A 17823-nucleotide genomic window follows, 5' to 3' on the forward strand; every position below is an offset into this window, starting at 1 on the left:
CGTCCACCTGGGCAGCACAATGGTGGTGATCAGCTCCTGGAGGCTCCGCCGCATCCATGGTTTCCCTGCCCATGTCCTGATTTAGGAGAGGTAATGCGGCTCAAGTTGTTCAGCGTGATGGTCGGCGCCGTGCTCGTCGCCGGCCTCGGCACCGCCGCGCCGTCTCAGGCGAGCGAGTCGGCGGACGTGCACCCGAACATCATCGGTGGTGGCACCGTGCCAGAAGGTGGCGCGCCATGGGGTGCGCAGGTCAGCGCGGGAGGATTCTGCTCCGGTTCCGTGATCGGCCCGCTGTGGGTGCTCACCGCCGCCCACTGCGGTCGCGGCGGCAGCGTGCGCGTGGGCAGCCAGCGACTCGGCCAGGGCCGAAGCATCCGAGTCGTGCAGGACTTCACCAACGGCGATGTGGCGCTGAAGAAGCTGGCCTCGCCTGCCAACATCAGCAAGTACATGCCCTACACCGCGACGCCCCCGCCCATGGGCGCCACCGTGCAGATCTACGGCTGGGGCGGCATCTCCGCGCCCGGCGGCCCGCTGGCACAGTCGATCAAGACCGCGAACCTGCGCGTGGTCGCCATCGGCGGAACGATCAACGGCGCTCCGATCAACGGCCAGGCCTACTTCGGTGACTCCGGTGGTCCCATGGTCTACAACGGCCAGGTCATCGGCACCTGCACGGGCCCGGTCGGCGGCGGATCGGACCCGTCGAAGCTGACGGTCGCCTACCAGAACATCCCGCGGCGGGCGGCCTGGGTCCAGCAGACCACCGGCATCCGTCCCGGTGGCGCCGGCCCGAACCAGTAAACGCCTGTACAACACCGAGGGGCGGACGGTCGATGTGACCATCCGCCCTGCCGGTGGAGATGAAGAACGCGTCCGCCGAATGCACCGGCGCGGTCGCCGACTCGTTAGCATCACCGACCGTGCGCGTACTGCTTCCGCTGCCCGACCACGACTTCGACGTCACCGAGGTGGCGGTGCCGTGGCGGCTGCTCACCGATGCCGGCCACGAGGTCGTCTTCGCCACCGAGTTCGGCGGCGGCCAGCCGGAGGCGGATCCGTTGCTGCTCACCGGTGTCCTCTTCGGACAGTTGGGCGCGGAGCCGGAGCCGGGGGAGTACTACCGCCAGCTCACCGCTCAGTCCGCGTATCGGGATCCGGTGGCGTGGGCGGATCTGAAGCCCGAGGAGTACGACGGCCTGTTGCTGCCCGGTGGGCACGCACCCGGCATGCGTCAGTACCTGGGCTCGGCCGTGCTGCGGGACAAGGTTCGTCAGTTCTGGTCGCTGGAGCGCCCGGTCGGCGCGATCTGTCACGGGGTGCTCGTGCTGGCCCGCACCACCGATCCGGCCACGGGACGCAGCGTGCTCGCCGACCGGCGCACGACCTGCCTGCCCAAGTACATGGAACGCGGCGCCTACTTCCTCACGGCGTGGCGCCGCGGCCGCTACTACCGGACCTATCCCGCCTACGTGCAGGACGAGGTCGCCGCCACGGGTGCCCACGTCGAGCGCGGGCCGGTGGAGCTCACGAAGCGCGGCACCGCGACCGACGACGGACCGGCGTTCGTGGTGCGGGACGGCAACTACGTGTCGGCCCGCTGGCCCGGCGACGCGTACCTGTTCGCCCGGACGTTCGCGGCGTTGCTCGGCGAGTGACCGCCGCCGGGTTCGATCTTCACCGATCGCGGACCAGCACCAGTTGCTCCACGAGGTGCGCGAGCGCGTCGGGGTCGTCAACGATCTCCGGAAGAGCCGCTGGGGTGGCTCTCCTGAGCTGCACCCACCCGACGTACGCCGCGTAGGCCGCGACTGCTTGGCGCCGCGCCTGTGCGGGCGGCAGACCGAGCTCGGCGTACACGTCGGCGAGGAACGACACGCGGCGTTGGGTGACGCGGTGCAGCACCGGCGCCACAACGGGGTTGTCGGCCAGCGCCACCAGCGCGGGTTCCAGCCCCTCGGTCGGATCCTCGGTGATCGCGATGGCGAAGAGCGCACGCAGCCGCTGTTCGGCATCGGCGATCCCGGCAACCTGCTCGATGACCGCGTCCGTGCCCTGCAGTTCCCACCACTCCAGCGCTTCGCTCAACAGGGCTTCCCGGTCGGCGAAGTGCCAGTAGAAGCTGCCGCGCGTCACCCCGAGCCGCTGCGCGAGCGGTTCGACGGCCACGGCACCGACCCCGCCTTCGGCCAGCGCCACGAGCGCCGCGGTGAGCCAGTCCTGTTTCGAGAGTCGGGGCTTCGCCACCTTCCATACAGTACTGTACGGAAAACCATGCAGAGGTGTACGGAAGGTGGATGTCACGATGGCAGCATTGGCTCTGCTCACCGCCGTCGTGCTGGTGCTGATCGGTGCACTGCACGTGGTGTGGATGTTCTCGCCGTGGCCGCTGCGCACCCGCGAGGAGTTCGCCCGCCGCGTCGTCGACGTGCCGGTCGACAAGCTGCCGACAGCGGGGATGACGGCGGTGGTGGCGGTGCTGCTCGGCGTGGCCGGCTACCTCGTGGTCGCCCGAGCGGGGCTGGTCACCGCGGCCGGGCCCGGCTGGCTGCCCGCGGTGGGCACGGGCTGCGTCGCGGCGGTGCTTCTGCTGCGCGGCGCGGGCGGACTGGTGGTGTCGTCCCGTCGGAGCACCGAGTTCGCGCGGCTCGACCGGCTCTACTACTCCCCGCTGTGCCTGGGTCTCGCGGCGTCGTGTGGTGCCGTCGCCGCCTTCGGCTGAACCGCCCTCCCACCACGACAGTCCGTCATGGCGCGTGGATGACCGGTACACCCAGCTCGCGCACCGTCGGGTTGTCCGCGCTCGCGTCGGTGATCACGCCGGCGACCTCGGTCAGCGGCAGCACGGAGAACCGGGACGCCGCGCCGATCTTCTCCGAGCTCGCCAGCACGTAGGTGTCGGCGGCCTGGCGTGCCAGTGCGCGTTTCATCGCGGCCTCGTCGGCGTCGCCGGTGGTCAGTCCCGCTTCCGGGTGCACACCGGTCACGCCGAGCAGGAACACGTCGGCGTGCAGGCCGCGCGCGGCTTCCACGGCCGCCGCGCCGCAGGAGACCATCGAGTGCTTGAACAGCCGTCCGCCGATCAGGTAGACGTCCACGGCCTGGTGGTCGGCGAGCGCGCTCGCCACCGTCGGGCTGTGCGTCACGACGGTGGCCCGCAGGTCGAGGGGCAACGCGCGCACCACGGCCAATGCGGTCGTGCCGCCGTCGATGATCGCGGTGCTGCCCGGTGCGACCAGCTCGGCCGCGACGGCCGCCACCCGCTGCTTGCCGGACACCTCGACGTCCCGGCGCGCGCCGTAGTCGACGATCGCCGGCGAGACGGGCAGCGCGCCACCGTACACGCGCTGGCACAGTCCCGCCGCGGCCAGGTCGCGCAGGTCCCGGCGGATGCTGTCCTCGGACAGGTCGAGCTCGGCGGCCAGGTCCTTGGCGATCACGCGACCGTCGGTGCGCAGGCGTTCGAGCAGCAGGTCACGACGTTGAGCGGCAAGCATGCACGGTTCTCCTTGTTTCTGCCGAGTCTTGCACACTATGGTCGGCTTCATGCTGATTCTGATCGCCGGGCCCTACCGCTCGGGCACCGGTGACGATCCCGATCTGATGGCGCGCAACCTCGCCCGGCTCGAGGAGGCCGCCTGGCCGATCTTCCGCAGCGGCCACGTCCCGATGATCGGGGAGTGGGTCGCGTTGCCCGTGCTGCGCGGCGCGGGTGGTGCCGGTCCGGCCGATCCGGTCGCCGAACAGATCATGTATCCCACCGCGCAACGCCTGCTCGAGCACTGCGACGCGGTGCTCCGGCTGCCCGGTGAGTCCACCGGCGCCGACGAGGACGTGCGGATCGCCCAGGACCGCGGCCTGCCGATCTACCACCGGGTCGAGGACATCCCCGGCTACCGGGCCGCGTAACGCCTGCTCACCCGAACGGCGGTTGCGAGGCGCAGGCCGAGGTCCGATAGTTCGATCTTCAATTGGCTGAGCAAGCGAGTTCACCCTGACCCTGGGGGGAATTGGGCGTGACACGTCCACACCGTTCCGCGGCGATGACGTCGGAACAGGTGAGCTACGTGACGGACCCGCCTGGCCACGTCGCGCTGCGGGGCGTCAGGTTGCTGACGAACTGCTTCGCCTGGCTGGGTGGGATCGCTTTCATGGTCCAGCTCCTCGTGGCGGACGGCGGTCTTCTCCGCTTTCCACTGGCTGTCCTGGTCGCGATCGTGCTGTGCTCGTGGTGGCTGCGCCCGGACGGCGACAGCTGGCCGATCGCGGTGGTGGAGGGAATCGCCGCCGCCGGTGGGGTGCTCCTCCTGCCGGTCCCGCAGCCGGTGATCGCGTTCCTGTTCGGTGTGACCACCCGGCGCGCGCTGCGCGGGGGACCCGGTCGTTTCCCGCCCAAGGCGTCCTTGGCGTCGCTGGGATACGTGACCGGCCTCGTCGTCTCGATCACCACCGAGGTCCGCGCGCGCCACGAGGCCGTCGACATCGATGCGGTCGCGGCGAGCCTGATGCCGTTGGTGGGCCTGGTGATCGGGTCGATCGCGCTCTACGAGACGGTCCGCGCCGTGCGGTTCGAGGAGGACGCCCGCCGCACCGTCGCGGCCGTGCTGCAGGCGAGCCCGGTCGGGCTGGTGCTGCTCGACGACGACGGCACACCGCGGCTGCACAACGCCCGCGCACGAGCGCTGTTCGGCTGGGACACCGACGAGCCGGGGGACCGCAAGGTGCCCTGTGCCCACGGCGCGGACATCACCCGGTGCGCCGAAGGGTGCCGGGACGCCCACCCGGAACCGGTCGAGGTCACGATCGGCCGCGCGGGCGTGCTCGCCGTGCACGCCGTTCCGGTGGAACAGGTGTCCGGGCCCGAGCAGACGCTGGTCGCCGCGGTGGACGTGAGCAAGCGGCGTCGGCTGGAGGACGCGCTGCGCAGCCGAGCCGAGCGCGACGACCTGACCGGTCTGGCCAGCCGCGCGCACTTCCTGCACCTGGTGGACTCCGCCCTGCTCGTGGACGAGACCGCGGGTCTGCTGGTCATCGACCTGGACCAGTTCAAGGAGATCAACGACGCCGACGGTCACCAGGCGGGCGACTCGTACCTGCGCGCTGCCGCCCAGCGCATCGGCGCGGCGATCGGCCCCACGTCCACCGCGGCCAGACTCGGCGGTGACGAGTTCGCCGTTCTCGCGCCGGGTCACGACGCGCAGGAGGCGACGCGGCTGGCGACGCACCTGCTGTCCGAACTGGAGGCGGGCCCGGACCTGGTGATCCGGGCAAGCATCGGCATCGCGGTCGCCACGCCCGGTGTCGGAACGGCGGAACTCCTGCGCGACGCGGACACCGCCATGTACGTGGCCAAGAGGGAGGGTGGCGGGCGGATCCGGCTGTTCCGCCCCGAGATGGGGGAGCGGGTGCTGGCCCGTCAGCGCGACAAGGCCGACCTGCGCACCGCCGTGCACGGCGGGCAGCTCGTCCTGCACTACCAGCCGATCGTGGACCTGACCACGTCGGTGGTCACCGGCGCCGAGGCACTGGTCCGCTGGCAGCGGCCGGGACGAGGGCTGCTCGGCCCCGGCGAGTTCATCGGCCTGGCCGAGGAGACCGGCCTGATCATGCCGCTGGGCGACAAGGTGCTCGCGGCGGCGTGCCACCAGGCCGTGCGCTGGCACGACCAGGGCCGCGCCCTCGACATCACGGTCAACGTGTCGACCCGTCAGCTCGCGACCGCCGCGTTCCTGCCGGCGCTCGACCGCGTGCTCGCCACGACCGGACTGGCGTCGGACCGGTTGACCATCGAGGTGACCGAGTCGGTGTGGGCCGACGACGCCGCGATGCGCGGCCTGATGGCCGTGCGGGAGACCGGGGTGCGGGTGGCGCTCGACGACTTCGGCACCGGCTACTCGTCACTCAGCTACCTGCAGCGGTACCCGTTCGACGTCGTCAAGATCGACAGATCGTTCACGCACGCGCTCGAGGACAGCGGCCGCACCGCCGGAGTCGTCCGGTGCATCATCGACCTCGCCGAAGTCCTCGGCGCCCACACCGTCGCCGAGGGGATCGAAACCTCCGAGCAGGCCGACTGGCTGCGCCGCGCCGGATGCGCGTTCGCCCAGGGCTACCTGTTCGGCAAGCCCGACCACGCCGACAACTGGGACAGCCAGCCCTCCGTGTCGTCCTCCGGGTGCGCCGTGTTCGGCACACCCGACGAACGCTGAGCGCCGGCGGTCAGGTGCTGGAGGCGCAGGCCTCGCGGAAGAGCCGATCGGCCCGTTGCCACGGTGAGTCGTCGTTGCCGAGTGTCTTCAGGTGTGGCAGCAGGTCGGCGGAGAAGGCGACGCTGGCTTCCTCCGGCAGCAGGGAGGGCAGGTTGTCGATGGCGATGATGTCCAGCGGAGGGTCGTCGTGCAGCCGCCGGGCGGGGTGCGACCAGTCCGTGGTGCTGTCGTAGATCGGCAGGACGTTGCAGGGGGAGCCGACGTCGCACGTCACGTCGCAGACGACCGTCGTGCCGCGGTCCGGGTCGTCGAGGTCGGGCGGCGTGAGGAACGGGGTCACCGGCACGGTCGTGAGCACGCCGTTGACGATGATGTCGTGTCGCAGCAACGCTTTTCGGTCGAGGTCGCGCGTCTCCTCGAGGTCCCACCTGGTCGGTTCGATGCCCGCGACGACGAGTGCGTCACCGGCGCCGCGCCCGCACCTGCCGAGCGCGCCGAGGACCAAGGCGCTCACCGGGCCGCTCTCCTGCGCCAGCAAAGTGTCCAGCTCCTGCCTGGTCATCGGGCGCAGTGGCGTGTCGAGCGTGCCCCGGTGGTGGAGCACGGCCAGTGCGGCGCCGATGTACCCCGCCCAGTAGCCGAACGCCGCGAGCCTGCGGCCCGAGTCGTCGGTCAGGTACTCCAGGTCGAGCAGGACACCGCCGCCGTCGGCGAACCGGCGCAGCAGGCGTGCTGCTCCGGGCTGGCCCTTGTAGGCGTGCCCGAAGAACACGTGCCGGTGCCGCAGCGCGGCGGGAGCGTCCGGCAGTTCCTTCAGCCCGATGACCACCGCGTCCTCCGGCGCGTCGACCCATGCTCCGGCCGGGACGATGCGGCAACCCGCGGCGGCGTAGTCCTCGACCGGGAACACGCGCTGCGACGACTCTTCCACCGTCACCGCGAACCCGTCGGCCACGAGCAGTTGGGCGTCGGCAGGAGTGATCGGCGTGCGGCGTTCGGTCGAGCGCACCTCGTGCCGCAACCAGAGCGCGGGCTTGACGGTCATGCTGGCTCCCTCTCCACCACGACGCTCCGGGCAGCACAGCAAGGCCGCCGTGGTTGCGCCGACAGTACCGATTGACTCGCCCGCTACGTTCGAAGCGGAGGCAACATCAACTGGGGGAGTCACCTGATGTTCAGATCCATGGCGCTCGCCGCTGCCCTCGTCACGGGGTTCGCGGTGCCGGCGCACGCGGCCGAGAAGGCCGATCTCGCCATCACCGCCGAGGTCGCACCGGGCACCTACGTGCCGGACCAGCAGGTGCCGATCAAGGTCACCATCACCAACAAGGGCCCGGTCGACGCTGCCGGCGTCAGGGTCACGAGCTCCCACGTCTCGGGTTCGTTCCTGACCGTGCCCAGCCACCACTGGAAGGAGTTCGCGCACACCGGACGAGGAGGTGCGGTCAAAGCCGGTGAGACCCGCACGATCGACGTGGCGGGGAGCTTCTACGGCAACGACGGCGACGCGCGGTTGAAGATCTCGCTGCTGTTCTCCAACGACGCCAACACCGCGGACAACCAGACCTTCGTGGACGTGGACGTGATCGAGGCGGACGTCCGCGGCTCGATCACCGGGACGTTGTTCGGTGACCTCAACAAGAACGGCACCCAGGACGACGGTGAGCAGCCGTTGGCGGGCACCAGGTTCACCGCCCGCGGCGGAGGACTGGAGTCCAGCGCGGTCACGGACGACGGCGGACGGTTCGAGATCGCGGACCTGCCCGCGCGGATGTACCAGGTCGACGTCTACGACCTGCCCGACAGCTGGCTCGTCGCCGCCGTGCGCAACGTGCGGGTCGACGGCACGCCGCGGCCGCAGGAGATCGGTGCGCGCCGTCCGTTGCGGGAGGCGCTCGACGCGCGGGTCGAGTTCGAGCGGGAGTCGTACGCGGTCGGTGCGGAAGCGGCCGTCACCGTCACGCTCACCAACCGGGGCTCGACCCCGCTGACCGGGGTCACGGCGGGCTGCGACCGCGACGGCGACGGTGTGTGGATCGACGGCTTCGACGACCCCGCGCGCTGGGGTGACCTGCCGCGCGGGCGGGCCGGAGTCACGGTGGCCGCCGGTGAGACGCGGGTGTTCCGCGTGACCGGGCTCGTGCCCGCCGACGCCGCTCGCCACGCCTCCGTCCTGGTGGAGTGCGACTTCGGCGACGACGAGCGCTACCTGGCCGGGTTCCCGAACGCGTTCGACGCGACACGGGTGCCCGGTGCGCCGAACAGTCCGGTCGCCATCACGGCGTACCACGACCTCGACCACGACTGGGCGGTCGACGAAGGCGAAGGGGTGGCCGGCCTGCGGGTTGCCCTGGTCGACCTCACCGACGGCCGGACGGTGGCCGAAGGCGACACCGGCCAGGACGGCAAGGTGTTGTTCGCCGACGTCGTCAGCGGTCCCCACGAGGTGCGGATCGCCGGTGACGGGTGGCAGCCGGTCGTGACCAGCATGCAGCACCTCGGTGGGTGCCAGCGGTGCCAGCGCGCCGTGCCGATCACGGTGTCACCCGCGGCCTAGCAGGATCACGCCGCACTCGTCATCGCGCTTGCCGAGTGCGGCGTGCCAGGCCGATCAGCCCGTCGATCACCAGGAACGCGAGCAGGCTCAGCCCCAGCAGCGGGATCGCCCACCCGATCGTGATCAGCACCAGAGGCCCTGGGATCACCGCCCACAACGGCAACTGCTGCCAAGCGCCCCGAGCGGGCGGAGCACCCAGCGGCGTGCTGCGGTCGTCACGGGTGGGGCGGCGCTGCCACCACATCCGGTAGCCGAGCACGATCAGCGTGAGGATGCCCGCCGCCAGCAGGAACAGGACGATCTGGTTGGCCGCGCCGAACAACCGGCCCATGTGCGCCTGGATGCCCAGTGACGACAACTTCGCCAGCAGCGGCCGGTCGGCGAAGTCGGCGCGTGCTGTCACCGCCGCGCTCGCAGGGTCCACCGCGACCTTGTCGAGGCGCACCGGCCAGGTGTTGTCCACCTGCGCGGCGGTCCACGCGCTCCCCGGTTCGCCTGCCACGCCGAGTTGCAACGGCCCGTCGAGGCCGGCGCCTCGCGCTGTGGTGAGCACGCGGTCGAAGGTCGCCGGATCCACCGGGTCGGTCTTGTCCGATGTTCCCGTGCTGTGCTGCTCGTGTGCGCCGGATCCGGTGGTGCCGGATCCGTTGGTGCCGGGCAGGGCGGTGTCGAGTGCGGGCGCCTTCGCGTTCAACGCCACCAGGACCGCGGTGAAGTTCTCCCCGGCGTACGTCGACCAGGTCAGCCCGGTGGCGGACAGGAACAGCGCGCCGAGCAGCACCCACATCCCGACGCTCGCGTGCCAGGACCGGGTCTTGCGCACACCCTTCGCACCCTTCTCCGGCACGACCAACGCCCGCACCCGGCGCCGCGCGGTGCGCTGCCGGACGAGCCACAACACGAGACCGCCCAAGGCGATGACCCACAGCCAGCTCGCCGCCAGTTCCGAGTACAGGCGGCCCGGCTCGCCCAGCTGCAGGTGCCGGTGCAGCCCGTCCAGCCAGGTCGTGACCGGTGTGGAGCCGAACCACGTGGTCAGCTGGCCCTGCACTTGCCCGGTGTGCGGATTGACGTAGACGGTCTGGCTGTAGTCCTCGGCGAGTCCCGGCAGTGCGAACACCACCTGCGTCGTCGCGTCCGGTTCCTCGGCTACCAGCACGCCGGTCACGGTGCCTTCGGGCAGCGCGGTCCTGGCCGCGGTGACCTGCTCGGCGAGCGGCCGCGGCGCGCCCGTGGCCGAGGGCACCCGCAGCAGGTCGCCGTAGAGCACGTCGTCGATCTGCGGCGCGAGCGCGTACAGCAGTCCTGACGCGGCCGCGACCACCAGGAACGGTGCGACGAGCACACCGGCGTAGAAGTGCAGCCGGCGCAACAGCGGCACCACCGACCATCGTTCCGCGCTCACGCGAGCGGGAACGTCATCCACCTGGGGTGGGGAAACAGACATGCGGCACCTCGGGCGGGCAGGAAGGGACGTGTGGAGCACCAGTCGTCCGCGATCGCCGTTCAGTTCCTGCCAGCCGGGCGGGCATACCGGTAACCGTGAAGAACCGTGCACCGCGTCCAGCGGAACCGTTGTCCCACCCGCGTCCCGAACGGTGTCCGCGTCCCTCTAAGTGAGCACAAGGGGCTCCCTGCCCGCGCCGCGTTGGCGCACCGCCCCACGAGGTCAACGGAGGACGCAAGTGTCCCTGTCGTCACGAACGTCGCTGAGCAGTGCCGCGCTGGCGGTCCTGCTCGGCGCCGGTCTCGCCATCGCCGGCTCGCCCTCCGCCACGGCGAACAGCCCCGCGCAGCCCGTCCCGAACCAGGTCACCGATCTCGAGACCAGGGGGAACAAGCCGCAGGCCGCGAACCAGTCCGCCGCGGCGGGCAACCGCGCCTACTTCGTGATCACCGCGCCCGCCGACGTGGCGGCGGGCAAGACCGCGGTGACCGGCAACGGCGGCACGGTGTTCGCTTCCTACGACCCCATCGGCGTGATCGTCGCGCACTCCACCGCCGCCGACTTCGCCACCAAGGTGCGCGCGGTCGCTGGTGTGCAACAGGTCGGCGCGACCCGCACCACCGACGTGCCTGCCGCCGCGGCGAACCCGGCCATCCCGCCGTCGCCGAGCCAGACCACGCCGACCGCGAACGAGATCTCGCGCTACGACATGGTCAACATCGGCGCGGACAAGGCATGGGACGTCAACCAGGGTTCCGCGGCGGTGACCGTGGGCGTGCTCGACACGGGAGTCGACGACCAGCACTACGACCTCAAGGCCAACTTCGACGCGGGCAAGTCGGCGTCCTGCGCCTACGGCAAGCTGGACACCCGCGAGGGTGCCTGGCGGCCGGTCGGTGATCACGGCACGCACGTCGCGGGCACCATCGCCGCCGCCAAGAACGGCAAGGGCGCGATCGGCGTCGCGCCCGGCGTCAAGGTCTCCTCGGTGCGCATCGCGGAGAACCCGAGCGGCCTGTTCTTCCCGGAGAACACCGTGTGCGCCTTCGTGTTCGCCGGTGACAAGGGCATCAAGGTCACCAACAACAGCTATTACACCGACCCGTGGTTGTTCAACTGCCCCAGTGATCGCGATCAGGCCGCCATCCTGGAGGGCGTCAAGCGGGCAGCCGCCTACGCCGAGGGCAAGGGCGTGCTGAACGTCGCCGCCGCGGGCAACGAGAACTACAACCTGGCCGGCAAGTCGACCGACAACACCAGCCCCGACGACTCGACTCCGGTCAACCGCACCGTCACCAACGACTGCCTGAGCCTGCCGACCGAGCTGCCCGGCGTCGTGGTGGTCTCCGCGCTGACGTCGAGCAACGGCAAGTCGTCGTACTCGAACTTCGGCACGAACAAGGTGCACATCGCCGCGCCGGGCGACAGCGTGTACTCGACGGTTCCCGGTGGCGGCTACGGCCAGAAGTCCGGCACCTCGATGGCCTCGCCGCACGTCGCCGGTGTGGCCGCACTGCTGGCCAGCGTGAACCCGTCGGCGACGGTCGCCGACCTCCGCGGCAAGCTGGCCGCTCAGGCCGAGGACCAGGCCTGCCCGAGCGACAGCCGCTGCACCGGTGGCACGACCAAGAACTCGTTCTACGGCGAGGGCCGGGTCGACGCGCTCGAGGCGGTCAACGGCACCACGCCGCCCGGCGGCAAGACGTTCACCAACGACACCAATGTGGACATTCCGGATGCCGGTGCCGCGGTCACGTCGTCGGTGGTGGTCACCGGCATCACCGGCAACGCGCCGTCGACGCTCAAGGTCGGTGTGGACATCAAGCACCCGTATCGCGGCGACCTGGTGATCGACCTGGTCGCGCCGGACGGCACCACGTACCGGCTGAAGAACTCCAGCGGTGACTCCGCGGACAACGTGATCACCACCTTCCCGGTGGACGCGAGCTCCGAGGTCGCCAACGGCACCTGGAAGCTGAAGGTGCAGGACGTGGCCAGCGCCGACGTCGGCTACATCGACACCTGGAGCCTGACCTTCTGAGGGCTCCTGCCCACGTGGGCCCCTTTGCCGCGACCACCGGCAAAGGGGCCGCACGCCACGACGCGCGGGTCGCGCTAGGTTTCGCGTCGTGACGCGTGACTCGTTCTGCTCCAGCTGCGGAGCCAGGTACCCCGATATCTCCCACTACCCCCGGACATGTGCTTCCTGCGGCACGCAGGTGTGGTCGAACCCGGTGCCGGTGGCCGTGGTGCTGCTACCGGTCGTGGAGGGATCCCGCACCGGGCTTCTGGTTGTGCGGCGGGCGATTCACCCTGTTGGTCTCGCCCTGGTCGGCGGGTTCATGGAGTCGGGCGAAACGTGGCAGCAGAGCGCCGCGCGAGAGTTGCGCGAGGAGGCAGGGGTCGAGATAGCCGCGGATTCCCTTGCGCCGCACTGGTTCACGTCAGCGGGGAAGACCGTGCTGTTGTTCGGCCTGGCTCCCGCAGTGACGGAGCTGCCCGCGTTCACGCCGAACTCCGAGGCTTCCGAGCGCGGGATCCTGCACGCCGACCAGACCTCGGAGCTGGTGTTCCCACTGCACGCCGAGGCGGCCCGCAGGTACTTCCACGGCACTGCGGTCAGAAGTTCGACGTGATCGCCGCCACCAGGTCGTCCGCGATGGCGCTGGGATCCTCGGCTTCCTCTTGTCGTTGCGGCCGTCGGTGAGCAGCACCACGGCGTTGATGGCCTTCTTGTCCAGGTTCTGCCGCATGATGGTGACGGCTTCGTCGACGGTGTCGAACAACCCGGTTCCGCCGTCCGACGGCAACGCCCTGATCTTGTCCGTGATCCCTTGCGCTTGACCTCGTTCAACGGGCCGGCCGGCGACAGCACGCAGTAGTCGCCGCGGCAGTCGGGGCCGGTGTCTGGAGCTCCTTCACCTGGAAACCGGGCGGCACGCCGTTGTCGTCGGTGGCGAGCAGGCCCGAAGCGTGCGAGGGGTCGCGGAAACCCAGTTCCCCGAAGCGCTTCTGCGCCTTGGCGGAGCGCAGGAGGCGGAGGAAGTCCTCGCTGACGTCCCGCTTCGCCTTCTGCCCGTCCGGCCAGGTGAGCTCGACGGCCGCGCACTCGTCAGGCTCGCCGCGGCTCGGCAGGCCGCGGAGCCGCGGCCAGGTGAGTCGTGCGGTCGTCAGGTCGCGCAGTGCGCGCAGCGGAGTGGCGCGAGTCCCAGGTCGGCCCAGCCGAGCGTGCCTGCGGGCACGTGCCGCGGATGGCCGGTGTAGCACCGGAAAATCGACTCCGCCTCACGCACCGACTCGGCCGAGTCGGCGGATCCCCGGTGTCCCAGCACGAGAAGCGCCTCGGCCTGGCCCAGCCGGTGGCCGGTCTCCCGCTGGATCTCCAGTGCCTGGCGCGCGCGGTCGAGCGCGTGGTCTCCGCTCTGCAGCACCGCCAGAGTGGTCAGCGCCTTGCCCCGCTCCACCGCGAACTGGTGCCGGGTGGCCACTTCCAGCGCTTCCTCCGCTCGCCGCCGGGCGTCGTCGCGCTCGCCGGTGGCGGCCAGCGCACGGGCCAGGCTGATCGTCAGCCGGACGGACTCGTTGACGTTGCCGACGATTCCCGCGAGTTTCACCGCGTCGCTCAGCTCGGACACCGCGTCGTCGCACCTGCCGAAGTGGAGCAACACCTGACCGACCACCTCGTGTCCGAACAGGACGTGGTGCGCATCCGCGGCCCGCGCCGCGTGCTCCAGAACCTCCCGAGCGAGGGACATCGCCCTCATCGAGTTGCCGCCATCCCTGTCCAGGAACGAATTCGCGCAACGCACGACGAGCAGCCAGTAGTCGGCCGCCGATTCGGCGGCGAGCTGCTCCGCCTCCTGTGCCAGACGGCGTGCCTCGGCCACGTCGCCCAGCACGCGAAGTGTGGTCCCGAGCCACACGAGCGTGTACACATCACGATCGCCGGTGTGCGACATCAATGCCACTGCTCGCTCGAAGTGTCTCCTGGCGGACTCGAACCGGCCGGACAGGCACAACGTTCTGCCGAGCCGCTTGGTGATGTCCAGCTCGTCGGCCGCGCTCGAGGCGAGCGCGAGTGCTCGCTCGATCGCCTCCGTCGCGGCAACGAGGTCGCCGCGCAGCACGGTGGCGAACCCGAGGTTCTTCAGTGCGCTGCGCTGCAACGCCCGGTCGCCCAGCCGCACGCTGAGATCCAGCCCGAGCTGGAAGTGGTCGATCGCGCTGTCGACGTCGGACGATGCTTTCAGCGTGCCCAGTGCGCGATGCATGGTCACCTGACCAGGCAGGTCGGCATCGCGTTGCGCGGCCCGCAGTGCGGCCAGCGCCACGGCACCACCGAGCTCGTACCGGTTCGTGAGCCAGAAGTACCCGCGCATCGCGTCCGCGAGCTGCCAGGCGATGCCGCGAGTGCCCTTCTCCGCGTGCTTCAGCGCACTCGTCACGATGTTCTCGCACTCGTCGTTCAACCACGCCAGCGCCGATTCGTCCGAGCCGAACGCGAGGGGAGCGACGTCGGACGGTTCGCGCGGGTGTCTCGCCATCAGCGGCACCAGCCAGGCGACGGCCGCGTCCGCGGTGCTGAGGTAGAACTCGAACAGGGTGCGACGTGCCGATTCGCCTTCGCCTGCGCCGACCAGACCACCCGCGTAGACGTGCAGGAGGTCGTGCAGCCGGTAACGGCCGGGCCGGTGCGGCATCACGAGGCACGCCCGTTCCAGCTCGGCGACCGCGCAGTCCACGACGTCGAACGGCTCACCCAGCACGGCGGCCGCGGTCTCGACCGCGAACTCGGGCGTCGGCAGGATCCCGAGCAGCCGGAACAGCCGCGCCGGGAACTCGGGCAGCGCCCGGTAGGACAGGTCGAACGCGGAGGTGACCACCTGGTCGCCGCCGATCCTCAGTCGCGCGAGCCGATCGTCTCCGGCCAGCTCCGCCGCGGCGTCCGCGATCGATCCGGTGCGTGCCGCCAGGTTCGCCGCCGCCACCCGCAACGCGAGCGGCAGGTATCCGCACAAGAGCGCGAGCTCGTCGGCCGCGGCCCGTTCGGCGGACGCCCGGTGTTCGCCGAGAATCTGTGCCACGAGCAGGTACGCCTCGTCAGCGGTGAGGACGTCGAGCTCGAGGCGCCGCGCGTCGTCCAGCGCGACCAGCCCGCGCAGGTCGTGGCGGCTCGTGACGATGACCGCGCAGCCGGGCTCGGCGGGCAGCAGCGGCCGCACCTGCTCCTCGTCCACGGCGTTGTCGAGCACCACCAGCATCCGTCGGCCGGCGAGCGTGCTCCGGTACAGATTCACCTTGTCCGCCAACGCTTCCGGCAGTTGCCGGGCATCGACGCCGAGAATGCGGAGAAACTGGTTCAGCGCCTCGCCCGCCGTCGTCGCGTGCGAGTCGAACCCGCCCAGGTTCACGTAGAGCTGGCCATCGGGGAACAGATCGCGCCGCCGATGGCCCCACCGCACCGCCAACGCGGTCTTGCCGACCCCGGCCAGTCCCGTCACCAACGCGATGGGCGTCCCCGCACCGAGCTCGTCCGGATACAGCGAGGAATCCAGCACCGCGGCCTCGCCGTCGCGCCCGACGAATCGCCTGATGCTCATGGGCAACCCGGCGGGCACGACGGTCACCCGGCCCGGTTCCTGCGTGCTCGCCCCGCCGAGGATCGACCGGTACTGCTGCACCAGGTACGAGGACGGCTCGGCGTCCTGGGGTAGTGCCAGCCGAAGACGGTCGTAGGCCTCCAGTGCCTCCGTCCGCTGCCCGCACCGGTGCAGCGCGACCATCAACTGCCCGACCAGCCGCTCTCGCCGTGGATACGTCGTCACCAGTGATGACAGCGTCGCCACCAGCTCCGCGTGCCTGCCGAGCCCGAGCTCGACCTCGAGGTGTTCCTCGATCACGCGGACCCGCAGCTCCTCGAGCTCCGCCCGCACCGACAGCGGCCAGTCGTGCTCGACACCGGCCAGCACCGGCCCCCGCCACAGCGCCAGCGCACCGCGGAACTCCTCGACGGCACGTTCGGCACGACCAGCGGCACGGTGCGCCCGCGCCCGCGTGAGCCGCTCGCGAAACTCGTGCACATCCGCCCGGCAGACCGCGCGGTCGAGCCGATAGCCGGCTCCGGTGGTGGCGATCGCCCGCTCACCCAGAGTCTCGCGCAGCATGCGGACCCGCTTGTGCAGTTGTGCCCGATGCGCCGCCGGCACCGCCGTTCCCCACGCCGCGGCGGCGAGCTCCTTGATCGACACGGAGCTGCCGTTGTTCATCGCCAAAGCCGCCAGCAACACCTTCTGGATGGCGCCGCCCGGCTGAACCGGGGCGCCGTCCACGGTTGTTTCGAACGGGCCGAGGATCTTGATGGAGATCGGTTGTCCGGAAGACTCTTCCACGCGGGGGACCCTACCTTCGGGCGGTTCCCTCTCGGCGTTGTCTCATTTGAGTGAGCCTCGGGATTTATTTCGGAATTGCCTCGGAAGGAGTCCGGAAGGAAATTGGAAGCTCATTGACGGTGATTGACCGGGTGTCCTACGTTCTGGATTTCCGATTCGGCACACCGGAGGAATCTTTCATCGTGGGTCGAGTAATTTATGCGGCACCGGAGGTGCAACGCCCGGTCGGTGGTGTCCGGATCATGAGCAGGCACGTCGCGGCGCTGGCCGGTGCCGGTGTCGACGCCGCTCTGTGGTGCCCGACACCGGGCTTCCGGTACACGTGGTTCGACGAGCGGGTACCGATGTGGTCCGGCACGGAGCTCGCCCTGGCCGACGACGACGTCCTGGTGTGGCCGGAGCCGGTGGTGCTGCCGGGCCGCGATCCGGCACCGGGCTGCCGCAAGGTCATCTTCAACCAGAATCACTTCCAGACGTTCTCGCTCTGGGATGACGACATCAGCTATCCAGGATGGAGTCCCGCTCCTGCCGTGTGGACGGTGTCCGAGGAAAGCGTCGCCGTGCTCGGCCGGGCGCACCCCGAGCTGCCATTGATGCTCGTGCCGAACGCGATCGACACCGACCTGTTCCGCCCTCGCGACCGAAATGACCCGACCATCGCGTGGATGCCGAGAAAACGGGCCGAAGAAGCCGCGCTGATCAAACGAATGCTCCAGCACGATCCGCGCGGCGCAGGAGTGAAATTTCAGGAGATTTCGAACTGCACCGAGGCCGAGGTGGCGGCCGCTCTGGGCGAGGCGTCGGTGTTCATCGGCCTGGGCGGCATGATCGGCGAGGGCTTCGGCCTGCCGATCGCGGAGGCGTTGGCGAGCGGTTGCCTGGTGGCCGGGTATCCGGCAGGCGGCGGTGAGGAGCTGTTCGGTGCGCCGTCCGCGTGGTCGGTCCCGGAGTACCGCCCCGCCCTGCTGGCGGCCAAGGCGCTCGAACTGCTGGACCTGCCCGGCCAGGACGCACTTCGCGCAGCGGGCCGAAGGTGGATCGAGGCGCGCTACACCGTCAAAGCGATGACCGAAGCCCTCCTCGCGGCGGTGCGGACGACGCGGGAATTGCCCGGCACCGCAGGCACGGCAGTCCACTTCGCCGCGTGGATGGACGAGGTGCTCGCCAAGGCCGGCGGGACAAGAGCGACACCGCCTACTCCGGCTGGTCGGCCGGAGTAGG

Annotated in this window: 15 protein-coding genes; 9 read left to right on the forward strand and 6 right to left on the reverse strand. The window is 70.4% G+C overall.

Features of this window, described 5'->3' with window-relative positions:
* The first annotated feature begins 93 nt into the window (after positions 1-93).
* Both FKR81_RS03665 and FKR81_RS03670 read left to right on the forward strand, forming a co-directional pair.
* Complete coding sequence (locus FKR81_RS03665) at positions 94-804, forward strand: S1 family peptidase (protein WP_146349460.1); 711 nt, start codon at positions 94-96, stop codon at positions 802-804.
* A gap of 119 nt (positions 805-923) precedes the next feature.
* Positions 924-1658 carry a type 1 glutamine amidotransferase domain-containing protein gene (locus tag FKR81_RS03670; protein WP_146349461.1) on the forward strand — a complete coding sequence of 245 codons (735 nt, stop codon included), beginning with the start codon at positions 924-926 and terminating at the stop codon, positions 1656-1658.
* Between the two features lie 19 nt (positions 1659-1677).
* Here FKR81_RS03670 and FKR81_RS03675 read toward each other — a convergent pair whose 3' ends face one another.
* A complete protein-coding gene (locus tag FKR81_RS03675; protein WP_146349462.1) occupies positions 1678-2247 on the reverse strand; it encodes a TetR/AcrR family transcriptional regulator in 570 nt (189 codons plus the stop codon).
* Between the two features lie 58 nt (positions 2248-2305).
* Here FKR81_RS03675 and FKR81_RS03680 point away from each other — a divergent pair, with 58 nt between their 5' ends.
* Positions 2306-2722: a DUF3995 domain-containing protein gene (locus FKR81_RS03680; protein ID WP_146349463.1), complete on the forward strand. Its 417-nt coding sequence runs from the start codon at positions 2306-2308 to the stop codon at positions 2720-2722.
* A gap of 25 nt (positions 2723-2747) precedes the next feature.
* Here FKR81_RS03680 and FKR81_RS03685 read toward each other — a convergent pair whose 3' ends face one another.
* Positions 2748-3497, reverse strand: coding sequence for a DeoR/GlpR family DNA-binding transcription regulator (locus tag FKR81_RS03685; protein WP_146349464.1), 750 nt, complete (start codon positions 3495-3497; stop codon positions 2748-2750).
* 49 nt (positions 3498-3546) lie between these two features.
* Here FKR81_RS03685 and FKR81_RS03690 point away from each other — a divergent pair, with 49 nt between their 5' ends.
* Positions 3547-3909 carry a DUF4406 domain-containing protein gene (locus FKR81_RS03690; protein ID WP_186762738.1) on the forward strand — a complete coding sequence of 121 codons (363 nt, stop codon included), beginning with the start codon at positions 3547-3549 and terminating at the stop codon, positions 3907-3909.
* Between the two features lie 107 nt (positions 3910-4016).
* On the forward strand, positions 4017-6209 hold the full coding sequence (locus FKR81_RS03695) for a putative bifunctional diguanylate cyclase/phosphodiesterase (protein WP_146349465.1): 2193 nt from the start codon (positions 4017-4019) through the stop codon (positions 6207-6209).
* Between the two features lie 10 nt (positions 6210-6219).
* Here FKR81_RS03695 and FKR81_RS03700 read toward each other — a convergent pair whose 3' ends face one another.
* Positions 6220-7254 (reverse strand): saccharopine dehydrogenase, encoded by a 1035-nt coding sequence (locus FKR81_RS03700; RefSeq protein WP_146349466.1) that lies wholly within the window; start codon positions 7252-7254, stop codon positions 6220-6222.
* A gap of 126 nt (positions 7255-7380) precedes the next feature.
* Here FKR81_RS03700 and FKR81_RS03705 point away from each other — a divergent pair, with 126 nt between their 5' ends.
* Positions 7381-8766, forward strand: coding sequence for a COG1361 family protein (locus tag FKR81_RS03705; RefSeq protein ID WP_146349467.1), 1386 nt, complete (start codon positions 7381-7383; stop codon positions 8764-8766).
* 19 nt (positions 8767-8785) lie between these two features.
* On the opposite strand, the gene FKR81_RS03710 is transcribed toward FKR81_RS03705, so the two are convergent.
* Positions 8786-10171 (reverse strand): PepSY-associated TM helix domain-containing protein, encoded by a 1386-nt coding sequence (locus FKR81_RS03710; protein ID WP_235921261.1) that lies wholly within the window; start codon positions 10169-10171, stop codon positions 8786-8788.
* Between the two features lie 280 nt (positions 10172-10451).
* Between FKR81_RS03710 and FKR81_RS03715 the strand changes: the two genes are divergently transcribed.
* Together FKR81_RS03715 and FKR81_RS03720 are read left to right on the forward strand one after the other, a co-directional pair.
* Positions 10452-12254, forward strand: coding sequence for a S8 family serine peptidase (locus FKR81_RS03715; RefSeq protein WP_235921264.1), 1803 nt, complete (start codon positions 10452-10454; stop codon positions 12252-12254).
* An 88-nt stretch (positions 12255-12342) separates the two neighbouring features.
* Positions 12343-12849, forward strand: a complete 507-nt coding sequence (locus tag FKR81_RS03720) for an NUDIX domain-containing protein (protein WP_146349469.1) — start codon at positions 12343-12345, stop codon at positions 12847-12849.
* Between the two features lie 214 nt (positions 12850-13063).
* On the opposite strand, the gene FKR81_RS43290 is transcribed toward FKR81_RS03720, so the two are convergent.
* On the reverse strand, positions 13064-13480 hold the full coding sequence (locus tag FKR81_RS43290) for a hypothetical protein (protein ID WP_186762739.1): 417 nt from the start codon (positions 13478-13480) through the stop codon (positions 13064-13066).
* Complete coding sequence (locus tag FKR81_RS03725) at positions 13384-16602, reverse strand: AfsR/SARP family transcriptional regulator (protein WP_146349470.1); 3219 nt, start codon at positions 16600-16602, stop codon at positions 13384-13386. Before FKR81_RS03725 ends, FKR81_RS43290 begins: the two co-directional genes overlap by 97 nt.
* A 50-nt stretch (positions 16603-16652) precedes the next feature.
* On the opposite strand from FKR81_RS03725, the gene FKR81_RS03730 reads away from it, so the two are divergent.
* Positions 16653-17822, forward strand: coding sequence for a glycosyltransferase family protein (locus FKR81_RS03730; RefSeq protein WP_146349471.1), 1170 nt, complete (start codon positions 16653-16655; stop codon positions 17820-17822).
* Position 17823: the final 1 nt, after the last annotated feature.

Source organism: Lentzea tibetensis (genome assembly GCF_007845675.1).
GTDB lineage: Bacteria > Actinomycetota > Actinomycetes > Mycobacteriales > Pseudonocardiaceae > Lentzea > Lentzea tibetensis.

Excerpts from the sequence above, each read along its gene's own strand:
- FKR81_RS03685 (WP_146349464.1), bottom strand. The coding sequence starts at position 3,497 with ATGCTTGCCGCTCAACGTCGTGACCTGCTGCTCGAACGCCTGCGCACC.
- FKR81_RS03700 (WP_146349466.1), bottom strand. The coding sequence starts at position 7,254 with ATGACCGTCAAGCCCGCGCTCTGGTTGCGGCACGAGGTGCGCTCGACC.
- FKR81_RS03705 (WP_146349467.1), top strand. The coding sequence starts at position 7,381 with ATGTTCAGATCCATGGCGCTCGCCGCTGCCCTCGTCACGGGGTTCGCG.
- FKR81_RS03690 (WP_186762738.1), top strand. The coding sequence starts at position 3,547 with ATGCTGATTCTGATCGCCGGGCCCTACCGCTCGGGCACCGGTGACGAT.
- FKR81_RS03680 (WP_146349463.1), top strand. The coding sequence starts at position 2,306 with ATGGCAGCATTGGCTCTGCTCACCGCCGTCGTGCTGGTGCTGATCGGT.
- FKR81_RS03665 (WP_146349460.1), top strand. The coding sequence starts at position 94 with ATGCGGCTCAAGTTGTTCAGCGTGATGGTCGGCGCCGTGCTCGTCGCC.